Raw genomic sequence first — 24,696 nt, forward strand, 5'->3', positions numbered from 1 at the left:
AACGCCCGGAATTCAAGTGCGACACGCTTTTCCTGTTAATGTTCCTTGATTGATTCGGGGAAGCTTCGGGGCTGGGCACTTAACGTTCATGGCAAAGGATTCCGACCCACTGGCGGATGCCTTCGGCGCCAAGGAGACCGGCGGACTGTTCTCCGGACTTTTGGCCGAGGAAAGCGCGTTCGACCGCCGCTTGATGTGGCGGCTAGGCTCGTGGGGCGTGGCCGCCGTCGGCGCCGTGACCATCGCGGTAATGGCCAACCAGGCCCAGCTCGGCTGGCGGCGTGACCAGGTCGCCTCGGCCGATCTTGCGCGCCAGGCCGACCGTCTGCAGCTGCTGACCAAGGAAAGCCAGAACGAGGCGCGCCGGCTCGCAGCTGCCATCGAGACGCTGAACAGTGATCGCGACCGGCTCTATTCACGCGTCACCGTGCTGGAGCAAGGGCTCGATTCCGTCACCGGCGCCATCGCCAAGCAGACCGCCTCGCCGCCGCAGGCCGGCAAGCCGCAGGACGCTGCGCCCGCAGCCCCCAGCGTCGCGCCGGTCGCCTCGACTCCCGCCGACAAGCCGCGCACCGAGGTTGCGAAGGACGCGTCCAAGGATGCGTCCAAGGACGCAAAGGATGCGTCCAAGGACGCAAAGGATACGTCCAGGGAAACATCCAGGGACATGCCGAAGGAAACAGCGAAGGAGCCGGCGAGCCCGCCGTCGCAGACCGCTGCCGCCGCCTCCCTCGTGCAGCAATCGACGGCGATGAATTCGTCGTTGCCGACCATTCCGCTGATGCCGTCCAAATCGATCATGGCGCCGCCCGATCCGGCCGCGTCGAAGTTGATGCAGCCCGAGGCAAAAGAGAAGGCCGCGGAGAAGAAGGCCGAGCCGGCGCCCGCTCCGACGGAAGCCGTCATGGCCGCCGCCAAGCCGCCGGAAGCAGCCGAGAGCGAATCCCCCGCGATCGCAGTTCAGCAGACGCGTTTTGCGATCGATCTCGGCGGCGCCAATTCGGTCGACGGACTGCGCGCGCTCTGGCGCGGCGTGACCAAATCCAATCCGGAAGTCGCAGCGCTGCGACCGATCATCATGATCAAGGAAGGCACCACCGGGCTCGGCATGCAGCTCCGCCTCGGCGCCGGCCCCCTCGTCAACGCCGCCGCCGCCGCGAAATTCTGCGCGACCCTTGCCGAGAACGATCGTCACTGCGAGACCACTGTGTTCGACGGCCAGCGCCTCTCGATGCGCGGCTCGGAAAAGGACAAGGGACAGGAGAAGTCCCAAGATCGAGTTCAGGAGAAGAACTCCGAGAAGAACCAGGACGCGACTCCGCAAGCCGAAACCGCGCCCGTCGCAAAGCCCGAGAAGCCGGGCAAGCACCGCCGCAGCTATTCCTCGAAGCGCTCGTCGAAACGCGAGGAGCCCGCGCCGGCGCCTGCGGCGCAGCCCGCGCCGGCCAAGCCGGAGACGGCCTCGGCGGCCTCGACCCTGACGTCCTTCTTCAGGCGCTAGGACGGCTTTATCCTCGACGGAAGCTGCTCGCATGCGGCGATCGGACGCTGCGGCCTGCGCAGTCCTTTTGCCGCGGATCTGCGTTCTCTGACGGCGCTCCAGGCAGCGCGCCTCTCCGAACCCAGCGGAATCCGATGAACGAACTCGATGATGTCTTGAGGCTGCTCGTCGCGGCGGGGACAGGCCTGCTGATCGGCATTGATCGCGACATGAACGACAAGCCGGTGGGAATGCGGACCCTTTCTTTGGTCGCGCTCGGCTCCGCGCTGGTGTCAATCTCGGTGATCGAGTTCCAGAACCTGCGCGACCACCCCGATGCGATCTCCAGGGTCATCCAGGGCGTCGTCGCCGGCGTGCTGACGGGCGTCGGCTTCATCGGCGCAGGCGTCATCCTGCACGACGGCAAGGCGAAGACGGTTCATGGCCTCACGACGGCCGCGACCGTCTGGATTGCCGCCGGCCTTGGCATCGCCTGCGCGCTCGGCGCCTGGCTGCTCGTCGGCGCGGCGATTACGGTCACCCTGCTCGTGCTGTTCGTTCTCGGCTGGGTCGAACGTCGCTTGGGATTGAAATAGCCGCACGAGGGCACGCGCGTCGCACATACCAAATGATACGGAAGCGCCCGGCGTCAGCAGGCAGTATCCGCTCCTGATTGATTCGGAGCGGCGATGACGGACGCGAATTTTCTGCGGGAGCAACTCGCGTTGATCCGCGAACTGGCAGACCAGGCCGATCCCCATATCAGAAAACGACTGCTCGCCTTGGCCGAACGATACGAGCGCCGGCTGGCCGAGCAGAACCGGAAGATGCCAGGATCTTGAGGGCATGACACCTTGATCGCGGACGCCCGGGCAAGCCGGATCAAGAAACCTCGCCTGCCCTGTTGCCTGCCCGCGCCATCCCGACCATATTGCGCCCATGACAAAAAAGCCCTTCCGCCTCACGCCCTATCAGGTGCAGTTCCTGCTCGTCGTCGGCTTCGCGTCCGTCGGCTATGCGCTTTATCTGCGTTATCTCGCGATCGAGCTGTCGCAGACCGCGCTCGCCTGCGACGCCGGGCTGCAGACGCTGCTGTGCAAGGGCCGCGCGGTCTCGACCGTGCTGTTCAAGAATTCGGTGTTCGGGATCGTCGCGCTGGTGGTTGCGACGCTGAACCTGATGCGGCCGTCGATCGTGCTGCTCACCGTCGGCGTTGTCGCCGCCGGGCTCGGCATCGTGCTCTACAACGTCGTGCTGTCGGGCCTTGCGATCGGCCTGTTCATTCTTGGGTTTGCTCGGCCCGCGCCCGCCACAGCGTGAGCGCGAACAAGAGATAGATCGCGCAGGTCCACAGCGACTGCCAATTGTCGCGCCCCTCGTTGAAGAGCACGAAGACGGCCGACAGCGCCAGCACGCCAGCGAACACCGATTCCGCGATCGGACGCTGGCCGATCTGCGGCCGGTTCAGCATCAGAAGCGCGAACGGCACCACCGCCATCGTCAGCGCGGCGTAGGGGAAATCCTTGTAGCGCGGGTCGAACACGAAGCCGAGCGCGGTTGCCGCCGCGATCACGGCCGTCACCGCCAGCGTCAGGCCGAGCACGGCAGTGAGCTTCGACCATTTGCGGCCCTCGCGCGGACCGAGCAGATCGAGGAAGCTCGGCAGGCTGCGGCCGATCACCATCGCCTGGGCGCAGAAGATCGGCGACAGGATGCCGGCCAGCAGCAGCGCGCCCCAGAAGAGCCAGCCGGCGATGCCGTAGCTCTCGTAATACATCTTGTCGGCGCCGATCCCGAGCAGGCTTCCCGCCGTCGTCGCCGAGATCGCAACGCCGAGCCAGGCCGAGAAGCGCGGCGTCCACGGCCGCCGGCGCAGCGTGATGATGGCGACCGCGAATACCAGCACGGAAAGGCCCATGCCCGCGCCCATGTACCATTTCCAGTACGGGAAATTGCTGATCGGCGCACCCGGCGGATATTTCAGGCTCCGGCGCACCGAGTCATAAAGGCCCCAATAACCGCCGACGGTGCCTTCCAGCTTGCGCTTCCACGGCTGGTCGTAGGACTCGATCAGATTGACGCGGAACTTCTGCGACTTCGCAAGGCCCAGGATTTCAGAGACGACCCGCGCCTGGTTGGTGCGCGACGGCAGCGCGCCGTCGCGCATCCGCCCCTCGCTCGGCCAGCCGGTCTCGCCGATCAGGATTTCCTTGCCGGGAAACGCCACCACCATGCGCTCGCGGATCTGTTCGACATGGGCGGAGGCGAATTTCGCCTTGACCGGAAAATCCTCCCAATAAGGCAGGATGTGGATGGTGACGAAGTCGACGGCATCGGAGACCTCGCGATTCTTCAGCCAATATTCCCAGACGTCGGCATAGGTGACGGGCACGCTGACCTGCGTCTTCACCAGGCGGATGATGGAGACGAGGTCGGCCGTCGTCATCTCGCCGCGCAGCAGCACCTCGTTGCCGACGATGACCGCGGTGATCACGTCGGGGAATTGCTTGGTGAGGCGGATGGCGAGCCCGGCCTGCTCGTAGTTCTTGGTGCGGTTGCTGGACAGCCAGATGCCCTGCAGCACTTTCAGCCCGCCGACCTTGGCGGCGATCTCCGGCACCTGGTCGAGCCCGTTCTCCATCGAATAGGTACGGACGCAACCGGTGATCTCCTTGAGCTGGCGCAGGTCCTGCTCGATCTGCTCGGCCTCGATATGGGTCCACGCCTCCAGCGGCGTCTGCTCGCCGCGGAACGGCGCGTAGGAGACGCATTGGACCTTGTCGGCGGGATCGATCGGCGCGCGCGCGAGCGTGATCGGCGTCGCCAGCCACCACCACACGGCAGCAATCGCACCCAGTGAAACGAGCAGAAGCGCCAGTGGCGTACGAAGTGAAATCGGTTCCGTCCTCCGCGAAGGGTCCGTCGATTACCTGCTTGCACGCCATCTGCCAAGGGGGTGTCCGGGTGAGGATCCGCTCCTCCGCCAAAGGAATCGGGCTGCGGCCGTTCGACCGGGACCTAGCATCGTGACTTTGCTGGACAAAATTCCAAATACAGGCCATGGACTCCGAAAGACTTTTCCGCCGCATTGGAGACCCATTTGGACGCCATCACCGGCGCGTCCGCGGGATCCTCCTGACGCGGACGGCCAGCGCATACATTGGGGAATTCATGCGGCAACGGGTGTTCGAGTCACGAAATGCGGTCCTGCGGCAGTTCGCCGCCACCTTGGCCGTCTCCTCCCTTCTCCTTCTCGCCGGTCTCGGTGGCGTCTCCGCCCAGAGCGGAACGCCGGCGCCCGATCAGGGCAAGGCCGCCGCCCAGCCCGCCGACGCCGCCAAGGAAGCCGCCCAGAGCCAAAACCAGAAGCGAACTGACGAGTTCGCCGAAGCTGCCCGCACCATCAACGGTCCGGCCGGCAACCCCGAATGTGTTTGGCTCGGCCGTCGGGCGGTTCAGTTGATGTACAGGGATGACCTCGATACCGCCTTCCGCCACATCGATCTTTACGACCGGTTTGGCTGCCCTGGCGGCCACATCCAGGCCGCGTTCCGCTGCCTGACCCGCTTTCTCCCTCAGATCGATGACAAGGCTCCGAATAGCCTGAACAATCTGACCCAGGCCTGTTGGATCAATCCGGCTGCGCAGCCGCAGCAAGCAGCGGCTGCCGCCTCGCCGTCGCCCGCACCAGCCCCAGGCGGCGCACAGCCCCAGCCGGCAGCGAGCCCCTCGCCCGCGGCCAGCCCGACGCCGGCCCCATCCAAATAGTCACAGGCAGGCTTCAGCCTCCGTTCAGGAACGATCGGCGATATGTGCGGTCGGCACTGCTGCCCGTCCCAAAATGCCATGCCCTCATAAGGACATGAGGCCATGACAGTTGAGAAACCGCGCGGCAGAGGTATGCTCCCTTTGCCGCGGACTTGGTCGGATCTCGGGGTCGGATCCGCTTCCCTGCCCCCACAGCCCCTATTGGTTTAGCCGCGATGCGCGTTGTCGCCGCCGTTCTGTTGCTCGTGTCCGCGCTCCACGCAGGACTATGGGGAGTCTTGCGCGACAAGGAACCCGCGCCCGATTTCAAGGGGCTGTTGCCGAGCGTTTCCTACGCGCCGTTCGAGGGCTCGGCCCACCCCGACATCGACAACATCCCGACCATCGAGAAAATCCGCGCCGACCTGAAGACGCTGTCGACCATGACGCGCGCGATCCGCCTGTATTCGTCGACAGGCGGCGTCGAGCTTGTGCCGCCGATCGCGGCCGAGTTCGGTCTCAAGGTCACCGTCGGCGCCTGGATCGACAAGGACAAGGATCGCAACGAGCGCGAGATCAAGGCCGCGATCGAGCTGGCCCGGAAGAACAGCAACGTCGTCGGCGTCGTCGTCGGCAACGAGGTGATCTACCGCGGCGAGCAGAAGGTCGAAGACCTCATCGACATGATCAAGCGGGTGAAGAGCGCAGTCCGCGTGCCGGTCACGACAGGCGAGATCTGGAACATCTGGCGCGACAACCCCGAGCTCGGCTCCAGCGTCGATTTCATTGCCGCCCACGTGCTGCCCTATTGGGAAAACTTCCGCTCGGACCAGGCCGTCGACCAGGCCGTCGACCGCTACAACCTGCTACGCAACCAGTTCCCGGGCAAGCGTATCGTGATCGCCGAATTCGGCTGGCCGAGCCAGGGCTACAATTTGCGCAACGCCGATCCGGGTCCGTTCCAGCAGGCGCTGACCTTGCGCAATTTCGTCACCCGCGCCGAAGCCATCGGCATGGACTACAACATCGTCGAAGCCATCGATCAGCCCTGGAAGTATTTCGAGGGCGGCGTCGGTCCGTATTGGGGCATCCTCAACGCCAGCCGCGAGCCGAAATTCGCCTGGACCGGTCCGGTCGAGAACCCCGATTACTGGAAGCTGATGGGCATCGCGCTGCTGGTCGGCGTGCTGCTGTCGCTGCCGATCCTGCGCATCGAGAAGGCGACCGCCAGGCAGGCGTTCCTGCTGTCGGCCACCGCCAATGGCGTCGGCGCCTGGGCGGCGACGGTGTTCGCGTTCTGGAACAGCCATTACTTCATCTTCGGCTCGGCCTTCGCGCTGACGCTCGGCATGATCCTGCTTGTTCCGCTCGTTCTCATTGCGATGGCGCGAATCGACGAGATCGCGGCCGTGGCCTTCGGCCGGCCGCCGCAGCGGCTGATCACGAAGGACAAGCCGGTCGAGAACGTGCCCGAGGCCTACTGCCCGAAGGTCTCGATCCACATCCCCGCCTATTTCGAGCCGGTCGACATGCTCAAGCAGACGCTGGATGCGCTGTCGCGGCTGAACTATCCGAACTACGAATGCGTCGTCATCATCAACAACACGCCGGACCCCGCGTTCTGGCAGCCGATCCAGGACCATTGCCGCGCGCTCGGTGAACGCTTCAAGTTCATCAACGCCGAGAAGGTGCAGGGCTTCAAGGCCGGCGCGCTGCGCATTGCGATGGACCGCACCGCCGTCGATGCCGAGATCATCGGCATCCTCGATGCCGACTATGTCGTCGAGCCCGACTGGCTGAAGGACCTCGTGCCCGCGTTCGCCGACCCGCGCGTCGGCCTCGTGCAGGCGCCGCAGGAGCATCGCGACGGCGATCTGTCGATCATGCACTACATCATGAACGGCGAGTATGCCGGCTTCTTCGACATCGGCATGGTTCAGCGCAACGAGCTCAACGCCGTCATCGTGCACGGCACGATGTGCCTGATCCGTCGCGCCGCGATGGACATGGCCGGCGGCTGGTCGTCCGACACGATCTGCGAGGATAGCGATCTCGGCCTTGCGATCCAGGAACTCGGCTGGACCACCCACTACACCAACACCCGCTATGGCGCGGGCCTGTTGCCCGACACCTACGAGGCCTTCAAGAAGCAGCGCCATCGCTGGGCCTATGGCGGCCTGCAGATCGTCAAGAAGCACTGGCGCCGCTTCCTGCCGGGCGCGAGCCGGCTGACGGCGGACCAGAAGCGCGAATACGGCCTCGGCTGGCTGAACTGGCTGGGCGCGGAAAGCCTAGGCGTCGTCGTGGCGCTGCTCAACCTCGTCTGGGTGCCGATCGTCGCCTTCGCCGACATCGCCATCCCCGACAAGATCCTGACGCTGCCGATCATCGGCGCCTTCGTCGTCTCGCTGGCGCACTTCCTGTCGATGTACCGCGCCCGCGTCGCCATCAAGCCCGGCCAGATGCTGGGTGCGATGATCGCGGCGATGAGCGTGCAGTGGACGGTGTCGCGCGCGGTGGCGCAGGGCCTCATCACCGAGCACATCGCCTTCGCCCGCACCTCCAAGGGCGGCCTCAGCCGCATGTCGATCGAGTTCCAGGCGTTCTGGGAGGCCGTGATCGGCACCCTGCTGATCGTCGGTGCCGGCGTGCTGATCGTGACCAACAGCTTCCGCCAGATCACCGAGATCTACATCTTCGCCGGCGTGCTGGTGCTGCAGAGCCTGCCGTTCCTGGCGGCGGTCGCCATCGCCATCCTCGAGCTCAGCCGCATCAACTCGTTCCAGTTCTGGCACGACAGCGCGATCCGCACCGCCGAGCTGATCGGCCTGCGCCCGGTGGCGCTGCCACCGGTGGGCGCACCGCAGCCGGTGCCGAACGAGGCGCGGCGGGAGACGAAGTGAGCGCAGCCCCAGTCCCGGCCTGGACCTCGTGATCAAGAGTCACGTGGTCTTCGGCGTGGATGACGGTTTTCCAATCGAGTCGAAAATCTTCGCTTAAGCCGCAGATTTAACGAGTAAATCCGCACTCCTGCCCGGACTTTTGGCAGCTATGCCCGCTATTGACCTCAGCGTCCCATCCCCCTACACAGCCCGGGCCGAGAGCATGATCCGGAAACAGCCGGTTTTCCCCGCGACGCAAGCCTAAGCGCAGCGGCAAGACATGCTTCTCGAGTGTCCGAACACGATGGCGATCTCTTTGAGGCCATCAGCGGCCATGGGAGCGCGTAGCTCAGCCGGTAGAGCACGTGACTTTTAATCACGGGGTCCTGGGTTCGAGCCCCAGCGCGCTCACCAAACACTGACCGTAGTTTCGGGGCTAAGCTTCTATCTAGCTCGCGTAGCCCCGCTTACAGTGCCGCAGCTCGAAGGATGCTGCAGCTCACGCGAACAGCTTGTCGATGTCGTCCTGGGAAATCGCCACGCCCGGCCGCTTCGGCCCCTCCATCAAGTTCGGTTCGCTTGGAACAGCAAGCTCGGCGGCCATCCGCGCCAGCTCCTCCTTCCCCCACATCCGGACCAGCCTGTTGATGTGTTCTTCAATGAACTGCAGCGACTTGACGACTCGCGTGATCCGCTGACCTGTGAGGTCCTGAAACGCGCAGGCCTCGAACACGTTGTTCGTGCTATCGACGATCTCGCCGCATACGGCTGCGACAGTCGGCTCGTCGACGCCCTGCAACTTCGCGACGCTGGCGCTGATCGCCTCCATGCTTTCGAGGATCGCGTTCCCGGCCGCCTCCGTATTCTCGACGATCGCGTCGAGGGTGTCTGCCATCGTCGCGAAACTGCCTTTGCTGTTGCCTTGAAGAGCGGCGAATTCCCGCCGCATGCTGCTGATGTGGCCGAACATCTCGACCAAATGCGTTTTCAGCACCGTCTCTTCTTGCGACGTAATCATCAGAAATCCCCGACGGTGGCGACTTGCCCTTCGTGTGCCACAGCAATCTACGGCGGCTTCGAAAGGAAGCTCCAAATGAGCGGACGCATTTTCGCGCGTTCAACTTTCGTGGACCAGCAAAGCAAGCGATCGTTAAATAAGCGGTAAGGCCACCCCCCCTCTGCGAAAGAGAGCCGTTTCCGGATCAAGGCGTCTTTCGAGCACGAGGCGCCAGGAGCGAGCCGGAAATCGAGACCGTTGCCGATCGCGGCAAAACGGTCACCGAGGAGCGCCGCGCATCTGGTGCGCCCTACCCCCTTGGCATTGCGACCTGATACAGCAGTTAACGCCCTGTTTATGGGCCGATGTTAGTGCTCGAAGCGGACTGACCGGGGTCTCGACAATCTGTCCCGAATGTGCGTTTTCGTTGCGTAGGAGAGCAAGATGGCAGTTGATCTGTCGATGCCTGTCTTGGTGGTGGACGACTACAGCACCATGATCCGTATCATCCGAAATCTCCTCAAGCAGCTCGGTTTCGAGAATGTCGACGACGCCAGCGATGGATCGGCCGCACTCAACAAGATGCGCGCCAAGAAATACGGCCTGGTCATCTCGGACTGGAACATGGAGCCGATGACCGGCTATGACTTGCTGCGGGAGGTCCGCGCCGACACCAATCTCGCCACCACGCCGTTCATCATGATCACGGCGGAATCGAAGACCGAGAACGTCATAGCCGCCAAGAAGGCGGGCGTGAACAACTATATCGTCAAGCCGTTCAACGCCGCCACGCTGAAAACCAAGATCGAGGCGGTCTTCCCCGAGATGGCAGGCGTCTAGTCCCAGCCAATGCTCAATGCGCTTCCATGAGCCGTTCCCGGAGCTGGAAGCTCGCTACAAGCGGCGGTCGACTGCCAAAGGGTACTTGAGCGGCTTTTCCGGGTAGCGCTAACAAATCGCGTTACGTAAATCTGGTACTGTTCGGCGGTGAGTTTGCGCGCCATGGGTTTCGAAGAGCTCGATCAATCCGAAGTGCCGTTCGTGCCACGCCGACTTCGTCAACGCGAATGCAACGGCCCCTTCCCCGCAAGTGAGCCCGCCAGATTCCGATAGACTCCAGTAGTCGCCCCGAGATGAACTCCCCGCAGCGCCCTCCTATTGTGCCTGACCTCTCCTGGGCATTTTGGCGATGGTTTGCGTAGCGAAGGACGGCCCACCCGTTTTGATCTGCTCCTTGTGCAGACGGCCGATGACTTTCCTGGCCACGCTGCCGGCCATCTTCACGCTTCCCGGAGCGCATGCCTACCAGTGCCGCCCCTGTCTGCGGGTCGATACCATTCCGCTGGGCTGACGCCGGAGCGGCCGCGCCAGCCGCATCCCGTCCTCCAAAAAACCCCGCTGACATCTAGCCCGAAACGTGTAGGATTCCCCAAAACCGGAGGGAACTGCATGTTTGAAATCAACGGTTTCGACACGGCTGGCGTCGTCAGCCTGAAGCGGCCTTCACTGGCTGCGGCCCTCAAGAAGGCCAGGGAGCTGGTCGAGGACGGCTGCTGGGACGTGCAGGTCGTTGATCCCTCCGGCCGCGTCTACACCTCGTTCGAAGAGCAAGCGGCTTAAGCTTCCCGGCCGTCGGCACGCTTTCCAAACATCGGCAGACAACGACAACGCCCGGGCAGCCCCCGCGGAGCGGCCCGGGCGCGATCTTGCGCCGGCAAGGTGGCTGAGGTCAGAACGTCAGCTTGACCCGCGCCGCGCCGGTATAGGCTTGGCTGTTCGCGGCGAACTCGCCGTCGAAGGTCGTCGTCAGGCTCAGGCTCGGCGTGAACCAGGTGGTGAGGCCGAGCGAGACGGCCGCCGCATCTGGCTTGGACTTGGCGCCCGTGGTGGTGAAGTCCGAGCCGGGGATGCCGGTCAGGAAGGCCGTGGTCTGGGCCGCCTGCGCGTAATAATGCGCCCAGCCCGCCTTCGCGAAGCCCTGCATGGCGAGCCCGCCGAACTCCATGGTGCCGCGAGTATCGAGGCCGAGGGTCGAGCGCGTGGTCGTGCCGGTCTGGCCCTGGACCGTGAGGCCGCCGACCGCAGCACCGCCCGCAATCGCGTCCTGCTCACTGAAGCCCGGCGTGCGCATGCTGTGCGCGTCGAAGGCGGCATAGGGCGAGAAGGCGACGCGGGCGAGCCTCGCCACCTCGAAGGCCGCCTCGATGCGTCCGCTCCACACCGTCGGCCGGTAGCGGCCAGTCACGTCGGTGAGCCCGAGAACGGGGATGGCGCGATGCGTCGTCACGTCCATCCAGGAGAAAGCAGCCGCCGCCGTCAGCGTCAGCGCGCCGGTCCGCGTCGTGCCGTAGGTGCCGAACTGCGCCACGTTGGCGGAAGCGGAGCCGAGACCGCCGGCGAGCGAGCTCGACGCCGAACCGCCGGCCGCGGCAATGCCGATCATCGTCGCGGGACTGAAGCGGATGTCGATTCCGCTGACGAATTGCGTGGCGCGCGACGTCGAGCGGGCCGAGCCGACATCGGCATCGCCGCTGGTCGTCCGGTACGAAGTGACCGGGCCGCCCCAGACGCTGTAGGTCGGCCCATAGCCACGCACGCCCGCCGTTGCACCGGTCGCCTTGTCGATGGCCCCGACGCCAGCCGGACGCGACATCGAAGCATAGGCGAGCGCCGGATTGGCCGAGGGATCGCGCCCCTCACCGTGAATGTCCGTCATTGCGCCAAGGAACTGACCCCCGACCTGAACACCCATCCGCTGGACGGAGGAATGGACCTCGCCCGTGAGCTGATCGAGCTCGGAATCCAGCATGTCGTCGGTCGAATTGTAGAGCGCGAACAGCGGATTCATGTTGGCACCGGCGGCGGCTGCGTTGTCGATCGCCACGGCCACCTTGTCCCTGTCGGTCCTTGCCTCCGAGTTGGCCGGCGTCGGCGTGGTGACTTCCGTCGTCACCGTCGTCGTGCCGCCTGATGTCGTCGTGGTCGAGGTCGGCGTCACCGCCTTGGTCGGATTTTCCGAGAGCGTGGCGAGCCGGCCCGGCGTCAGCGTCATCTGCACTTGCGAGCCGCTATAGGTCACGGAGGTCACGAGCCCCGCGCCGACCAGCGAGCGATCGAAGCTGCCGAAGGTGCCGTTGACGCCGCCGGTCGCCGACAACAGCGTATAGGGCGTGCTGAACGAATAGGAGCCGCCGAGCGTCTGCGCCTTCAACGTACCATCGAGCGCAGCCGTACCGGTGACCCTGACGAGATCCGAGGTCGCTCCGTGAATGCTGGCAAAATAAGTGCCGGTCGCACCAAAGGTGAGATCGCCATTGATGGTCAGCGTCTGCGGCGTGCCGAGACCCAGCCTGCCGTTGACGATCGTCGTGCCGACCTGGCCGGAACCGCCGAAGATGCCGCCCTGCTCCACCGTGACCTGCGAGACGATCGAGCCCGTGACGGCAAGCGCACCGCCCTGGACCGTGGTCGGGCCGGTGTAGGTGCTGTTGCCCGAAAGGGTCAGCTTGCCGGCGCCGGTCTTGATGAGACCGCCCGGACCGAAGATGTCGTTGCCGAAGGTCGAGCTGTAGCCGCGCGTATCGAGCGTCGCGGTGGTGACGAAAGCGCCGTAGCCCTTGACGGCCGCGCCTGCGTTGACGAGGCCCCAGCCGTAAGTCGCGTCGGGCGTGATGCTGCCGGCGGTGCGGGTGCCGAGCGCTGTCGCCGTCGTCAGCAGCGTCTGCTGCAGGTCGTAATTGGTGAACCAGGAGAAGGCCTGTTTGACCAGCGCAGCAACGCCGGCAACCGTCGGCGCGGCATAGGATGTGCCGGAGCCCGAGGAGTAGTTCGCGCCGTTGGCGCCGGCGAGCGTGCTTCCGGCGAGATTGCCGGTGCCGACCGTCGTCGCGCCGGTGAGATCGCCCGGAGCGACCAGACACCAGGCCGCCGCCGATCCGCAGGCGTTGCTGTACCACGTCGTCACGTTGTTCGCATCGACGGCGCCGACGGCAAGCCAGCCGTTCTGGATGCCGCTGACGACCTTGGGCATGCCGGCGAGAATATCCGGCGACGGCTGCTTTTCATTGCCGGTGGCGAAGATGAGCAGCGCACCGTTGGCCACGGCGGTTTGCGCGGCGGCGGCGAACTTCGGAAGCTCGGCCACGGCGGCGGCCGGCGTATAGTCGTCGACGTTGCACTTCGCGCCGCCGTTCTGCGCCGAGTTCGTGCCCGTCGCGCAATTGTTGTTGCCGAGGCTGAGATTGATGATCTTGACGCCCTCGTCGACGAGGCCGGTCACGGCCACGCTGAGCTGCTCGTCGAACGCGCCGGGAGGGCTGCCATTGGTGTTGATGGCCGCGACGTAGAGGCTCGCGTCGAAGGACGAGCCATGCATGCCGGAGCCGTTCCGGGCGCCGGCGATCAGGCTGGAGACGATGCTGCCGTGACTGCCGGTGGTGTCGGAATCGCTGTTCTGGCCGGCGGGCATCACCGTATACGCGCTCGGGTCGGTTGCGGTCGCATCGAATGCGGTGGTGAAGCGAACGCCGCCGGCGAACTTGCCCGCCGTCGAGAACTCGAAATTCCTGAGATCGATGCCGGAATCGACGACACCGACCGTCACGCCCTTGCCGGTGAAGCCCGCCGCATAGGCCGCAGCCGCATTGATCTGGTTGAGGGCGCCCGAGGCGAAATATTCCGGCGTCTGAAACGACGCCGCCGATTGCGCAGCTGCAGGCGTCGTCGCCACGGCGGGGAAAAGTGTCAAGGCAGCGGCGGGTAATGCGGTGCGCCAGCGCGGGGCATCGTGCCGGCTAATCTTCTTCACCATCGAAAATCATTCCTGGTTTCGCGAAACACTGTTCAGCGTGCCATCACTGCGTGATCGAAGACGTCCCGGTGTTACCAGGCAGGAGTGGGGGGACCTCTCCTGCCTGGCAACTGGCAATAGATGGCGCCCGTCGCGGCGCATGAATGCGCGTGCAACGTGCTAAACGCGAAGAGCCCGTACAGGCAGAACCATGCGGTAGATCGTGTCCGATCGCGGCGACGGCTCTGGAGACTGAGCAAGCTCTTCGTCAGTTCCCATACGCCATTCTCATTTCGCGCAACACAGGGACATCGTTCGCAACGATCAATGCGGATTGATGTTCAAAGAGACGTCGTGCATCGTGCGTCGTGCGCAGGACCAGCGGGGATCACATGAGGTCGAGCGACGATCAGGCGGAATGATCAATGACGATCACAGGGCGCGATCGAGCATTTCGCCACCGGCGAAGATGCCATTTACGCATGCATGAAGCATAGCGAACGTGAATGCCCGGGCCTTCGCCGCGCCGAAGCGGCATCGGCCGCGCAGGCGGGACAAGCCCGGGCATCACGACATCCGGTAAGAATTCAAATGCGTTGATCCTGCCTCATCGGTGGAGAGGCAGCGGGCCCAGCGCCTCAGCTTTCCGGAGCCGACGACGCAATCGGCAGGCTCAGCGGAGCGCCTCCAACGGAGACCGGTCCCAGAGGCTTGGTCTCCCGCGTGTCCCGCACCATCCGCTTGCGCATCGCGGGAGACAATCCGTAGCGCGCATGCGCCTTTCGGATGGAGGACGTGACGTCCGACATCGTCATCGTGCTCTGCAGCGCATCGATCTTCGCGATCAGCGACGACAGCTGCGAGGACATCTTCCTCACATCGACCCGCTCATCCGTGATGCTCTGTCGCAGCGACAGCAGCACCATTGAATCCTGCTGCAGCAAAACCGAGTTCTGATCCGCTGCCTGATTGTTCTGTTGCAGCAACGCGGTGTGTTGCTGCTGGGCCGCCTGAATGTCCTTCAACGCAGCGATGACGGGATCCGGCTTTGGCTCGGACGCTTCGAAGCGCGGGAGCAGTTCGGCCAGGCGGCCGACATTCAACGACGACAAATCGGCTTGCGACGTATAGACGGCCGCCGCGCCGTTGATGGCCAGGGCACAGATTGCAAAGGCCAGGATCGATTTGCGGCTGGATCGCTTGACCGGCTCAGGCGCTTCGAGCATCTCGGGTTCATCGCCCGATGCGGCAGCTGCCAGGGCTGCGGCGTCTAGCTCTTCGGCGAAGCTTGCCGTTTCGAATGTCGTGGTCACGTGCGTGGACCCCAATGAGCGAGCAACAGGCAGCCGCCCCTGGAACGTCCTCGCGACGAGTCCTTGTACGCAGCACCCAACTACAACTGTCTAAAATTGTGAGCATTTTGAATTAATTCCACGTTAGCGGCCTGGCGCGGCGACCCCGGCCGATTACGGGGCCGTGCAGCCATTCCCAGTCCCACATCCTGGGCAGCGGATCTTCCGAAGATCACATCGTGCAGCTGTTTTGCCCGACGGGAGCAAACAGGCCCTTCCGCCGGATTCAAAAAGCCTTGCGCCAGCGCCACTTAGCTACTGTGCATGGGGTTGTTTTCGCGTTTTTTGAACCGGCCCACTAACCTTCGTCCAGCAGCTCGAACAATTCCTCCACCCGGGCAAACGGCGCGTCCTGCATCTTGGCGTGATAGACGACGCGATCACCGTCGCGCTGCAGCGACTTGCCTCGCGATTTGCGCAAGCGCCCGGGCAGGAACGTCGCGGCGGCCGCCTCGGGGCCGACGTCGAGGCGGATGATGCCTCTGCGCTTGCATTCGAGCCTGAGCCGGGCGGCGGCGAAGAAGTCACGCGCGACCTTCGGCAGCGGGCCGAAGCGGCGTGCGGTTTCCTCCTCGAGGTCTTCGAGATCGTCCTCGTCAGTGCATCGTGCAGCACGCGCATAGAGCTCGAGGCGCACCGGCTCGGACTGCACGTAGGTCTCCGGCAGCATGTCCGCGACCGGCAGGTTCAGGTCCGGCACCCACACCGCCTGCCCCTCGTCGAGCTTCTCCGAAGCCATCTTGAGGAGGTGGCTGTAGAGCACGGGCCCGAACACCTGGACGTGGCCGGATTGCTGCTCCGAGAACAGATCGCCCGCGCCCCTGAGGTCGAGGTCGCGCTCGCTGATCGCAAAGCCCGCGCCGGGCCGGCTGAACTCCTCGAGCACGGCGAGCCGCTTCTCGGATTGTCCTGATGCCGTCTCGGTCAACAGATGGGCGAAGGCTCGGATGCCGCCGCGGCCGACGCGGCCGCGCAGCTGATGCAGCTGGGCGAGGCCGAACTTCTCCGGCCAGCACACCACGATGGTGTTGGCGCGGGGAATGTCGAGGCCGCTCTCGACGATGTTGGTTGCGAGCAGCACGTCCGCCCTGCCCTCGACGAAGCTCATCATGCGGTCGTCGATCTCGTCGGCCGCCAACCTGCCATGCAGGCAGACGATGCGTAAGTCCGGCGCCACCGCCTGCACCCGCGCCAGCATCGGATCGAGATCCTGGATGCGCGGGCAGATCAGGAAGCTCTGGCCATGGCGACGTTGCTCGCGCAGCAGCGCCGACGCGATGGCCGCATCCGACAGCGGCGCGATCCGCGTCGCAACCGGCAGCCGGTGCACCGGGGGCGAGGCGATCACGCTGAGATCGCGGAAGCCGGCAAGGCCCGCGGCGAGCGTGCGCGGGATCGGCGTCGCGCTCATCATCAGCACATGGGCATTCTTGGCGAGGCCCGACAGCTTGGCCTTCTCGGCCGCGCCAAAATGCTGCTCCTCGTCGATGATGACGAGGCCGAGATCGTCGAACCTGACGTCCTTGGCCGTCAACGCCTGCGTGCCGATCACGACCTTGATCCGGCCGCTGCGCAGGCCCTCCCTGGTCTCCCGCAGCTCCGCGCCCGAGGTTGCCCGCGACAGGTTGCCCACCTCGATGCCGAACGGCGCAAAGCGCTTCTGGAAAGTTGCCACATGCTGGCGGGCGAGCACCGTCGTCGGCACCGCGATCGCCACCTGCTTGCCCGACAGCACGACAGCGGCCGCCGCGCGCAACGCCACCTCGGTCTTGCCAAACCCGACGTCACCGCAGATCACCCGGTCCATGGGATGGCCGGAGGCAAGATCGTCGAGCACGTCGCGGATCGCCTTGGCCTGGTCGATCGTCGTGAAGTAAGGGAAACGCGCGACGAACTTCTCGTAGGCCGATCCCGGCGGCACCAGCTTTTCGCCGCGCCGCTTGCGGCGCTGGCTGATGTGCTTGGCGAGCGCCTTGCCGGCAATCTGGATCTCGCGCTCGGCTGCCGTGCGGCGCGCCCACCATGTGCTGCCATCGGCCTTGTCGAGCGCGAGCTTGCCGAGCTCGGCCGCGTAAGGCCACATCATGGCGAGATCGGACGGCGGCACCAGCACCGCGTTGTCGCCGGCGAATTTCAGGCGGATCATCTCCCGCAAGCCGCCGCCGCCGGTGTTGACGCTCTGCAGGCCGTCGAGCACGCCGAGGCCGCGCTGGAGGTGGATCACCACCGTGCCCTGCTCGGGCGCGTCGGCATGGTCAAAGGCCGCGGTCCAGGCGCGCGCCATCGGCTGCGGATGATGCGCCCGGCTGCCGAGCACGTCGGAGGCCGTCACGACGACGAGCGGTTTCTTCCCCGGCACCACGAAGCCGGCATCGAAATCAGCCAGCAGCGCCGCCTCGCCGCTGCGGCTCCGCGTCGCCTCGTCCCAGTCCTCGCAGCGCTGTGCCTTGACGCCGCTCATCCGCTCCATCACGCGCAGATCGTCCTCCTGCGCCGCGACGAGGATCAGCCGCGATCCGGCCCGGCGTGTCTCCTCGACGAAGGCACGCAGCGCCTTCCGGGTGGATGTCAGCTTGGAAAATTCAGGGATGGTCTGGAAGGACGAGGCGCGCGGCAGCACCTTCATGCCCTTGGAGAGCTGCGTCCAGTCGCGCCGTCCGAGATATTCGCGCTCACGCTCCGCGCGCGGGGCGGCCTCCTCGATCGTATCGAGCCAGCCGTCGGCGTGCACCGGGACGCCTGCATCGGCGATCCATTTGGCGCGCCCGCAATAGTCGAACAGCGTCGCGCGCTTGCCGCGTTTGCCGGCAAGGCCGAGCCGCTCCGACATGGGGTCGACGAGAAGCTCCTTGGTCTCGAAGATGATCCTGTGCTCGTTCGGATCGAACGCCACGATCCTTCTGATCGCGCGATCCGAATGCTCGATCCGGAACGGCCCCAGCGCGCCCGCGGGGAAGATCTCGAAAGTCTGGCCGTGGAACAAAGCCCCGCCCGGATAATCCGGCTCGTCGTCCAGATCGTATCCGAGGGATTCGAGGCGCGCCTCGAGCTCGCGCTCGGAGAACGCGCCGCCCACCTTCAGGCTCAGGCTCAGCCGCAACAGGCTCGCCGGCGACGGCAGGCGCTCCATCACGGCTTCCACCGTCGAGACGAGAAACACCGGCTTCTTGGATTTCGCGAGGCGCCTCAGGACGGAGGCTCTGCGCCCTGCGAGCTCGTGCGACGGCTCCAGCTGATCGAACGGCAAGGTGTTCAAGCGCGGAAACACCAGGACCTCGCAGGAGGAATCGAGCGCGTGAATGACGCTGCCGAGCCGCTCCGCCCTGTTCTCGTTCTCGGCGAGAAAGACGATGCCGCTACGCCCGGACTCTTTCCATCGGGCAAGCAGATGCAGAGCGAGCACCCCGAGCGGCGACGACGACGAGATCGCGCCGCGCTGTGTCCTTGTGCTCTTCCTCGTCGACGTCTTGTGTGTCGACGTCCTGTTTGGCGACGTCTTCCTCGGCAACGCCTTCTTCGGCGGCGTCTTGTTCGGGAGCGTCTTGGCCACCCGCGCCTTTTTGGTCTGCCTCACGTGAATCCGTTTCTGGTCGTAAACCGTCGTCAACTGAACGCCAGTCGCCCTCGTTCCGAATCGGCGACGTCGCGCCCTGCATATGGGATTTGCCCGGTGAACGCACGCCTGGTGGCAACGTTCAGCGCGGCGCTGCGATCCCGCCACAAGGGCCGTTTGATCGAGCTGTGGATGGGAACTGGCGCGGCGCGGGATCTGCGTCCGTCGACGCAACGCTTGGCGCGATTGTAAACACCCGGCGCGCAAGAAGATACGAAAAACCCCAGCGCTTGGAGCCACGCTGGGGCGTTTCGTTCAAAATGAATTGGTCAAGCAATGACGTCTTCATAGCAGCAACATCGCCGCTCGCTTGTGAACTGGTTCACACATCATCCGGCAAACAAACGACCTCAGCGCGGGGGCTGAGGTCGCCAACCTTGGTGGGGAAGGTTTACTCGCGGCCCGGGGGCTTTGGGGCTTGGGGATGGGCCGAGAGCCAGGATTCGACGCCTGCCGGGCACGGTCGTTCCAAAACTGCAGGCCGGGCATTGGCCGGGCCGGCACATTCCGTCCCCAACATGCCGGAGCGGAATACCGCATTCGCCGTTTGAGCGCGCCCGCACCGCGCGCTACGATGCTCCTTTTACGGAGGCTCATTTGAAACCACTGATTTTCATCGCCGCCACAGCGCTGCTTGCAACGGCTCCCGCCCGCTCACAGACGCTGGTCGATCCCAGCAAGGTTGCTCCCGAATATCGCGAGGCCGCCGAGAAGCGCCGGGCCGAGCAGTTGCGCCAGCGCGAATGCGCACTGAAGGCGGATCTCGAGAAGGTGCTGCCCAGGGATCGCACCGCCTTTCTGAACCATTGCCTGGACGCGATGGCGGCCAGGCAATAGCGGCCGCCGGCCTGTTTCAAACCGGCATCGTCCACGGCCAGGACGCGGCCGGGGGACGGCGCTTGGCCGCGCGTTCTGCGACATCCGGCCGCGAAAGCCTTCAGGGTTTCTTCAGACTTTTGGGATGAGCTGACGATCCATTTTCAAAGTCATTGTTGTTCCCGCGCATGAGTTCAGTCCAAATTCAATGCACGCGGTGCAAGAACGTGTTTCGCGATCGCGCCGGGCGGTTGCAGGACGGCTATTCCCGGCAATGTCCGAGCTGCGAAGTGGTGCTGTTCTTCGCCGAGGACTCTCAACATCCCTTCATCAAGCGCGCGATGCGCAATGCGCGCAAGGTCCGCAAGGAGATGCGCGAGCTCGAGGCCGCGAAGCTTGCTGCGCCCGAACCGCGGGGCACGCAGTCGAGGAGGTTCGCCGGACGGACGCGATCGGCGGAACGCGAGGACTAGCTCACCGCCGCCTTTGCTTCCTCGGAAACAGGCGGTCGCGGATGTAGCGCGAGGTCGGCGTCAGGCGGAGGCCGCGCGGCTTCTGCCAGGCGGCGCGGTCGATCTCCTTCTTGTCGCCGATCGCCAGCCGGCCCTTGGCTGTCTTGGCGATGAAGATCGCGTCGCTCATCTTGCGGCCGGAGCGCTTGTTCCTCGCCGTCACTTCCTTCCAGAGGCTGATCCTGCCGAGCTTCAGCTTGGGCAGCTCCTCCTTGATCTCCCGCCGCAGGCAATCCTTGTCGGACTCGCGCGCCCGCTTGCGGCCGCCCGGGAACATCCACAGGCCGTCCGACCGGCGTCTGACCAACAATACCTTGCCGCGCCTCGCGGCAACCAGCTTGGAAGACTTCGCCATCACTGCCGTCATTGAAACAGAATCGTCCCAATCGTAACTTGTCTAGTCGAACAGACAAGTTCGCGGCGCGCCTTGACCACAGCTGCGCGCCGTCGGGTCCCGGCGCGGCGCCTCGGGCGGATCGCGCCGATCGGGGCGAGATCAGCTCTTGCCCGCCCCTGCCCGGTCCTCGGTCCTGATCCAGGCCATCATCATCTCCCAGGCCACCGACAGGATGATCGGCCCGATGAACAGGCCGACGATGCCGTGGGCGAGCGTGCCGCCGATCACGCCGACGAAGATCACGATGGTCGGCGTGGTCAGGCCGCGCCCCATGACGAGCGGCTTCAGCATGGTGTCGATGAAGCCGACGACGACGAGAAACACGGTGAGCAGCAGCGCCGTGGTGACGTCCTTGGCAGTCCAGATCCAGATGATCACCGGCAGCAGCACGAGGAAGGCGCCGATCTGCACGATCGAGAGCAGCAGCACGATGAAGGCGAGAAGGCCGGCGCTCGGCACCGCCGCGAGCTTGAAGCCGATGCCGGCGAGCAACGCCTGCACGATCGCAACGCCGATCACGCCCTGCGCCACCGCGCGGATGGTCGCGCCCGCGAGCCCGAGGAAATGCTCGCTCTGCTCGGGCACGATGCGAAACAGGAAGCCGCGGCCGGCCGCCACGAACCGCGGCCCATGCGGAAACAAGAAGCCCGCCACGAACACCGAGACCAGGAACTGGAGCGTGCCGACGCCGGCATCGCCCGCGAGCGAAAGCAGCGGGCCGGCCAGCGGCTGGAGATACGGCGCGAACTCGCGCACCACCGCGCGGACATTGGTGTAGGCCTGGTCCCAGAGTTCGTAGAGCCAGGGCCCGACCAGCGGCCACGATTTGAGCTGTTCGGGCGCGGCCTGAAGCGCCAGATCGCCGGTGCCGAGCTGGTGTGCCAGCTCGCGCACGCCGTCCACCGCGCTGATGCCGAGCCAGGTCGCCGGACCGATGACGATGCCGAGCGTGATCAGGGTCAGGATCGCTGCTGCGGTCTTGGGCCGGCCGCCGAGCACTTTGGCCACCCAGCTGAAAGCCGGATAGAACGCAACCGCCAGCACGCCGCTCCAGGCCAGGATCGGCACGAACGGGCGGATGATCAGGAAGGTCCAGATGATCAGCAGGGCCAGCAGGCCGAGCCGGATCACGAGCTGGATGATGTCCTCTCCCGTCAGGAGCTGACGGAGACTTTTCACGGGCACTGCTTTCCTTGCGGCATGAACGCAACTTCCGGTGCTTGCGAGGCCTGTCCGTTATTGCTAGCAACGCATCCGGCGTCAAGACGACTGGAACCGCCCCGGGGGCCGCGATTAGGAACCCATCGGACCATTCCGCATTCGAAAGGCGATGACACGCCCTCCAAGACAGTCCGCCGAGCACGTTGGGATGCATCGCGGCATCCACTATTCTCTCAAGCCCAATGCCGCACCGGGCTATTGGCGCTATGTCTATGCCATCGCCAACAGGGTCCGCTCCGGGCGGGTGCAAGGCCGGCTTCAGCTGCTCGCGATCAGGCGGGTACAGATGCGCATCGACCGGGACATGCGAAGCGGCGACTGATCCGGGTGCCCGCGCGGATCTCTCACGGACCCGCGGCCGCGGCTTGGCTAACGCCCGTTAACCGGATTTCCGCCGGCCCATTTACGCCGCTGCAAACGCCCGCAACTAGCCTGCATCGAGGTCCCCAAAAACACTGCGTGCAATGGCCAACAGCATCTGGACGATCGAAGAATTCACCTGCACCGGTTGCAGCATGAACTACACCGCGACCAGAGAGGAGCACAGCGAAGCGCATGCCGGCAGCTTCAAGTGCACCATCTGCAGCGGCGTGGTGCACGCCTGGTCCGGCAAGTATCACTTCTTCGGCTGGAAAGCGGTGACGACCCGACCGCCCGTGTTCGGACGGCGCTGGGCCGGCGCCGGCTGGTAGGTCCAGGGCAAGGGCGCCTCCTGGTCATTGCGGCCTGCGTGAACTGCGGCTTCTGCTCCTCTGCGGCACCGGCTAGATTTCCCTTCCCGCAACTGATGCCGATAGCCGATGACCGCTCCCTTCGTTCCTCAGATCGCCCTCTACCGCAACTGGCTCGCCGAGCAGCGCGGTCTCTCCTTCGCCGATTACGAGGCGATGCGGCAATGGTCGGTGCGTGATCTCGACGGTTTCTGGCGCAGCATCTGGGACTATTACGACCTGCAATCGCCGACGCCGTTCCAGGCCGTGATCACCGAGCGCAAGATGCCGGGCGCGGTCTGGTTTCCGGGCGCGCAAGTTAATTATGCCCGGCAGGTGTTCCGGCACGTCGAGGCGGCCGATGCCGCCGGCCTGCCCGCAATCGTCAGCAGCGGCGAGGATGGCAGGATCACGGCGACGAGCTGGCCGGAGCTGCGGCGCAAGGCCGCGGCGCTTGCGCTGCATCTGAAGGACCAGGGCATCAAGCCCGGCGACCGCGTCGCGGCCTATCTGCCTAACATCCCCGAGACCATTGTCGGATTTCTGGCAAGCGTGAGCATCGGCGCCGTCTGGAGCGTCTGTGCGCCGGACATGGCGGCACCCGCTGTCATCGACCGCTTCAAGCAGATCGAGCCGAAAGTGCTGATCGCCTGCGATTCCGTCACCTATGCCGGCCGGCGGCACGATCGCAACGACGTCGTTGCCGAGCTGCGCCGATCGCTGCCATCGGTCGAGCATGTCATCCTGCACAGCGAGGCCGGCGCGGTCGCTGCGCCCGATGCCCTGCTCGCCGAGATCACGGCCAAGACCGGCGCTGCGATCGACGCGTTCGAGCCGATGTGGCTGCCGTTCGATCATCCGCTCTGGATCGTCTATTCCAGCGGCACCACCGGGCTGCCGAAGCCGATCGTGCACGGGCATGGCGGCATCGTCATCGTGGTGATGGCCCTGCTCGGCCTGCACAACGACATCGGCTGCTCGTATCATTCGAACTCGTTCGGCGAGCGCTATCACTGGTACTCGTCGACCGGCTGGATCATGTGGAACAGTCAGGTCGGCGGCCTGCTCAGCGGCACCACCTGCTGCATCTTCGACGGCAGCCCCGGCGGCACCAGGGACAAGCCGGACTGGACCACGCTGTGGCGCTTCGTGGCGCGGTCGAAGGCGACCTTCTTCGGCGCGGGCGCTGCGTTCTTCGCCAATTGCGCCAAGGCCGAGATCGACCTGGCCGCTGCCGGCGATCTGTCGCGGCTGCGCTGTCTCGGCTCGACCGGCTCGCCGCTCAGCGCCGATACCCAGGCCTGGTTCAACGACCGCTTTGCAGCGCTCTCGAAAATCAACGGCAGCACGGCGCAGGCCGATATCTGGTGGGCCAACATCTCCGGCGGCACCGATTTCGCCGGCGCCTTCATCGGCGGCAACCGGGAGCTGCCGCAGACACCCGGCGCGATGCAATGCCGATCGCTCGGCGCCGCCGTGGAAGCCTTCAACGAGCAGGGCCGCGCCGTGGTCGACGAGGTCGGCGAGCTCGTCTGCACCGAGCCGATGCCGTCGATGCCGCTGTATTTCTGGAACGACAGAGACGGCGCGCGCTATCGCGCCAGCTATTTCGAGACCTATCCGGACAATTTCGACGGCAGCGGCCGTGGGCCGGTGTGGCGGCACGGCGACTGGCTCAAGGTCAATCCCGATGGCTCCTGCATCATCTACGGCCGCAGCGACGCCACCATCAACCGCCACGGCCTGCGCATGGGCACCAGCGAGCTCTATTCCGCGATCGAGGCGCTGCCGGAGGTGATGGACTCCCTCGTCGTCGATCTCGAATATCTCGGCCGCGACAGCTACATGCCGCTATTCGTGGTGCTGCGCGAGGGCGTCGCCTTCGACGACGCCATGCAGACCAAGATCAACAAGGCGATCGAGGCCGGCCTGTCCCGCCGCTTCCTGCCGAACGAGATCTTTGCCGTCGCCGAGATCCCGCGCACGCTGTCCGGCAAGAAGCAGGAGCTGCCGGTCAAGAAGCTTCTGCTCGGCCAGCCCGTCGAAAAGGTGATCAACAAGGAGGCGATGGCCAACCCCGCCTGCCTCGAATGGTATCTCGCCTTTGCGCGCGACTATCTGGCGCGCACCGCAGCGTGACGGCAAATCGCCCCAATTGCGCCGGTGTCGTTTGGACTCCG

At 65.1% G+C, this 24,696-nt stretch carries 20 protein-coding genes and 1 tRNA gene; 14 read left to right on the forward strand and 7 right to left on the reverse strand.

Going from position 1 to position 24,696, the window contains the following annotated elements; all coding sequences use genetic code 11:
• Positions 1–88: 88 nt before the first annotated feature.
• The 4 genes from Q0743_RS22115 to Q0743_RS22130 all read left to right on the forward strand — a co-directional run bounded on the left by Q0743_RS22115 (position 89) and on the right by Q0743_RS22130 (position 2,800).
• Positions 89–1,501, forward strand: a complete 1,413-nt coding sequence (locus tag Q0743_RS22115; RefSeq protein WP_298243602.1) for a hypothetical protein — start codon at positions 89–91, stop codon at positions 1,499–1,501.
• Positions 1,502–1,635: 134 nt separating this feature from the next.
• Positions 1,636–2,076: an MgtC/SapB family protein gene (locus Q0743_RS22120; protein ID WP_298243603.1), complete on the forward strand. Its 441-nt coding sequence runs from the start codon at positions 1,636–1,638 to the stop codon at positions 2,074–2,076.
• Between the two features lie 93 nt (positions 2,077–2,169).
• Complete coding sequence (locus Q0743_RS22125) at positions 2,170–2,322, forward strand: hypothetical protein (RefSeq protein ID WP_298243604.1); 153 nt, start codon at positions 2,170–2,172, stop codon at positions 2,320–2,322.
• 97 nt (positions 2,323–2,419) lie between these two features.
• Positions 2,420–2,800, forward strand: coding sequence for a hypothetical protein (locus Q0743_RS22130; RefSeq protein WP_298243605.1), 381 nt, complete (start codon positions 2,420–2,422; stop codon positions 2,798–2,800).
• Here Q0743_RS22130 and Q0743_RS22135 read toward each other — a convergent pair.
• Positions 2,760–4,319 (reverse strand): beta-(1-6) glucans synthase, encoded by a 1,560-nt coding sequence (locus Q0743_RS22135; protein ID WP_298243606.1) that lies wholly within the window; start codon positions 4,317–4,319, stop codon positions 2,760–2,762. The genes Q0743_RS22130 and Q0743_RS22135 overlap by 41 nt on opposite strands.
• Positions 4,320–4,651: 332 nt before the next feature.
• Here Q0743_RS22135 and Q0743_RS22140 point away from each other — a divergent pair, with 332 nt between their 5' ends.
• From Q0743_RS22140 to Q0743_RS22150, 3 genes are all read left to right on the forward strand, one after another.
• Positions 4,652–5,248, forward strand: coding sequence for a beta-1-3, beta-1-6-glucan biosynthesis protein (locus Q0743_RS22140; RefSeq protein ID WP_298243607.1), 597 nt, complete (start codon positions 4,652–4,654; stop codon positions 5,246–5,248).
• Between the two features lie 215 nt (positions 5,249–5,463).
• Positions 5,464–8,130 (forward strand): glycosyltransferase, encoded by a 2,667-nt coding sequence (locus Q0743_RS22145; protein WP_298243608.1) that lies wholly within the window; start codon positions 5,464–5,466, stop codon positions 8,128–8,130.
• Positions 8,131–8,447: 317 nt separating this feature from the next.
• Positions 8,448–8,523 (forward strand) — tRNA-Lys (locus Q0743_RS22150).
• Between the two features lie 85 nt (positions 8,524–8,608).
• Here the strand turns inward: Q0743_RS22150 and Q0743_RS22155 are convergent.
• Entirely contained in the window at positions 8,609–9,127 is a 519-nt protein-coding gene (locus tag Q0743_RS22155) for a protein phosphatase CheZ (RefSeq protein WP_097662291.1), read from the reverse strand.
• A gap of 423 nt (positions 9,128–9,550) precedes the next feature.
• Between Q0743_RS22155 and Q0743_RS22160 the strand changes: the two genes are divergently transcribed.
• The gene (locus Q0743_RS22160; protein WP_097662292.1) at positions 9,551–9,946 is read left to right on the forward strand and encodes a response regulator; all 396 of its coding nucleotides are present in this window, start codon (positions 9,551–9,553) and stop codon (positions 9,944–9,946) included.
• Positions 9,947–10,555: 609 nt separating this feature from the next.
• Entirely contained in the window at positions 10,556–10,726 is a 171-nt protein-coding gene (locus Q0743_RS22165) for a hypothetical protein (RefSeq protein WP_298243609.1), read from the forward strand.
• Between the two features lie 109 nt (positions 10,727–10,835).
• Here Q0743_RS22165 and Q0743_RS22170 read toward each other — a convergent pair whose 3' ends face one another.
• From Q0743_RS22170 to Q0743_RS22180, 3 genes are all read right to left on the reverse strand, one after another.
• On the reverse strand, positions 10,836–13,916 hold the full coding sequence (locus Q0743_RS22170; protein ID WP_298243610.1) for a S8 family serine peptidase: 3,081 nt from the start codon (positions 13,914–13,916) through the stop codon (positions 10,836–10,838).
• A 617-nt stretch (positions 13,917–14,533) separates the two neighbouring features.
• Positions 14,534–15,208, reverse strand: a complete 675-nt coding sequence (locus tag Q0743_RS22175) for a hypothetical protein (protein ID WP_298243611.1) — start codon at positions 15,206–15,208, stop codon at positions 14,534–14,536.
• A 337-nt stretch (positions 15,209–15,545) separates the two neighbouring features.
• The gene (locus Q0743_RS22180) at positions 15,546–18,650 is read right to left on the reverse strand and encodes a DEAD/DEAH box helicase (protein ID WP_298243659.1); all 3,105 of its coding nucleotides are present in this window, start codon (positions 18,648–18,650) and stop codon (positions 15,546–15,548) included.
• Positions 18,651–19,457: 807 nt separating this feature from the next.
• Between Q0743_RS22180 and Q0743_RS22185 the strand changes: the two genes are divergently transcribed.
• Positions 19,458–19,697, forward strand: a complete 240-nt coding sequence (locus tag Q0743_RS22185; RefSeq protein WP_298243612.1) for a hypothetical protein — start codon at positions 19,458–19,460, stop codon at positions 19,695–19,697.
• 167 nt (positions 19,698–19,864) lie between these two features.
• Positions 19,865–20,149 (forward strand): hypothetical protein, encoded by a 285-nt coding sequence (locus tag Q0743_RS22190; RefSeq protein ID WP_298243613.1) that lies wholly within the window; start codon positions 19,865–19,867, stop codon positions 20,147–20,149.
• A gap of 1 nt (position 20,150) precedes the next feature.
• On the opposite strand, the gene Q0743_RS22195 is transcribed toward Q0743_RS22190, so the two are convergent.
• Both Q0743_RS22195 and Q0743_RS22200 read right to left on the reverse strand, forming a co-directional pair.
• Complete coding sequence (locus Q0743_RS22195) at positions 20,151–20,543, reverse strand: NUDIX hydrolase (protein WP_298243614.1); 393 nt, start codon at positions 20,541–20,543, stop codon at positions 20,151–20,153.
• Between the two features lie 141 nt (positions 20,544–20,684).
• Positions 20,685–21,770: an AI-2E family transporter gene (locus Q0743_RS22200; protein WP_298243615.1), complete on the reverse strand. Its 1,086-nt coding sequence runs from the start codon at positions 21,768–21,770 to the stop codon at positions 20,685–20,687.
• 184 nt (positions 21,771–21,954) lie between these two features.
• On the opposite strand from Q0743_RS22200, the gene Q0743_RS22205 reads away from it, so the two are divergent.
• The 3 genes from Q0743_RS22205 (at position 21,955) to Q0743_RS22215 (ending at position 24,655) form a co-directional block, all read left to right on the forward strand.
• Complete coding sequence (locus Q0743_RS22205) at positions 21,955–22,128, forward strand: hypothetical protein (protein ID WP_298243616.1); 174 nt, start codon at positions 21,955–21,957, stop codon at positions 22,126–22,128.
• Positions 22,129–22,270: 142 nt separating this feature from the next.
• Positions 22,271–22,498 (forward strand): hypothetical protein, encoded by a 228-nt coding sequence (locus Q0743_RS22210; protein ID WP_298243617.1) that lies wholly within the window; start codon positions 22,271–22,273, stop codon positions 22,496–22,498.
• A 108-nt stretch (positions 22,499–22,606) separates the two neighbouring features.
• Positions 22,607–24,655 (forward strand): acetoacetate--CoA ligase, encoded by a 2,049-nt coding sequence (locus tag Q0743_RS22215; protein ID WP_298243618.1) that lies wholly within the window; start codon positions 22,607–22,609, stop codon positions 24,653–24,655.
• Positions 24,656–24,696 lie beyond the last annotated feature (41 nt).

It is taken from the genome of uncultured Bradyrhizobium sp. (assembly GCF_936943645.1).
Taxonomy (GTDB): Bacteria; Pseudomonadota; Alphaproteobacteria; order Rhizobiales; family Xanthobacteraceae; genus Bradyrhizobium.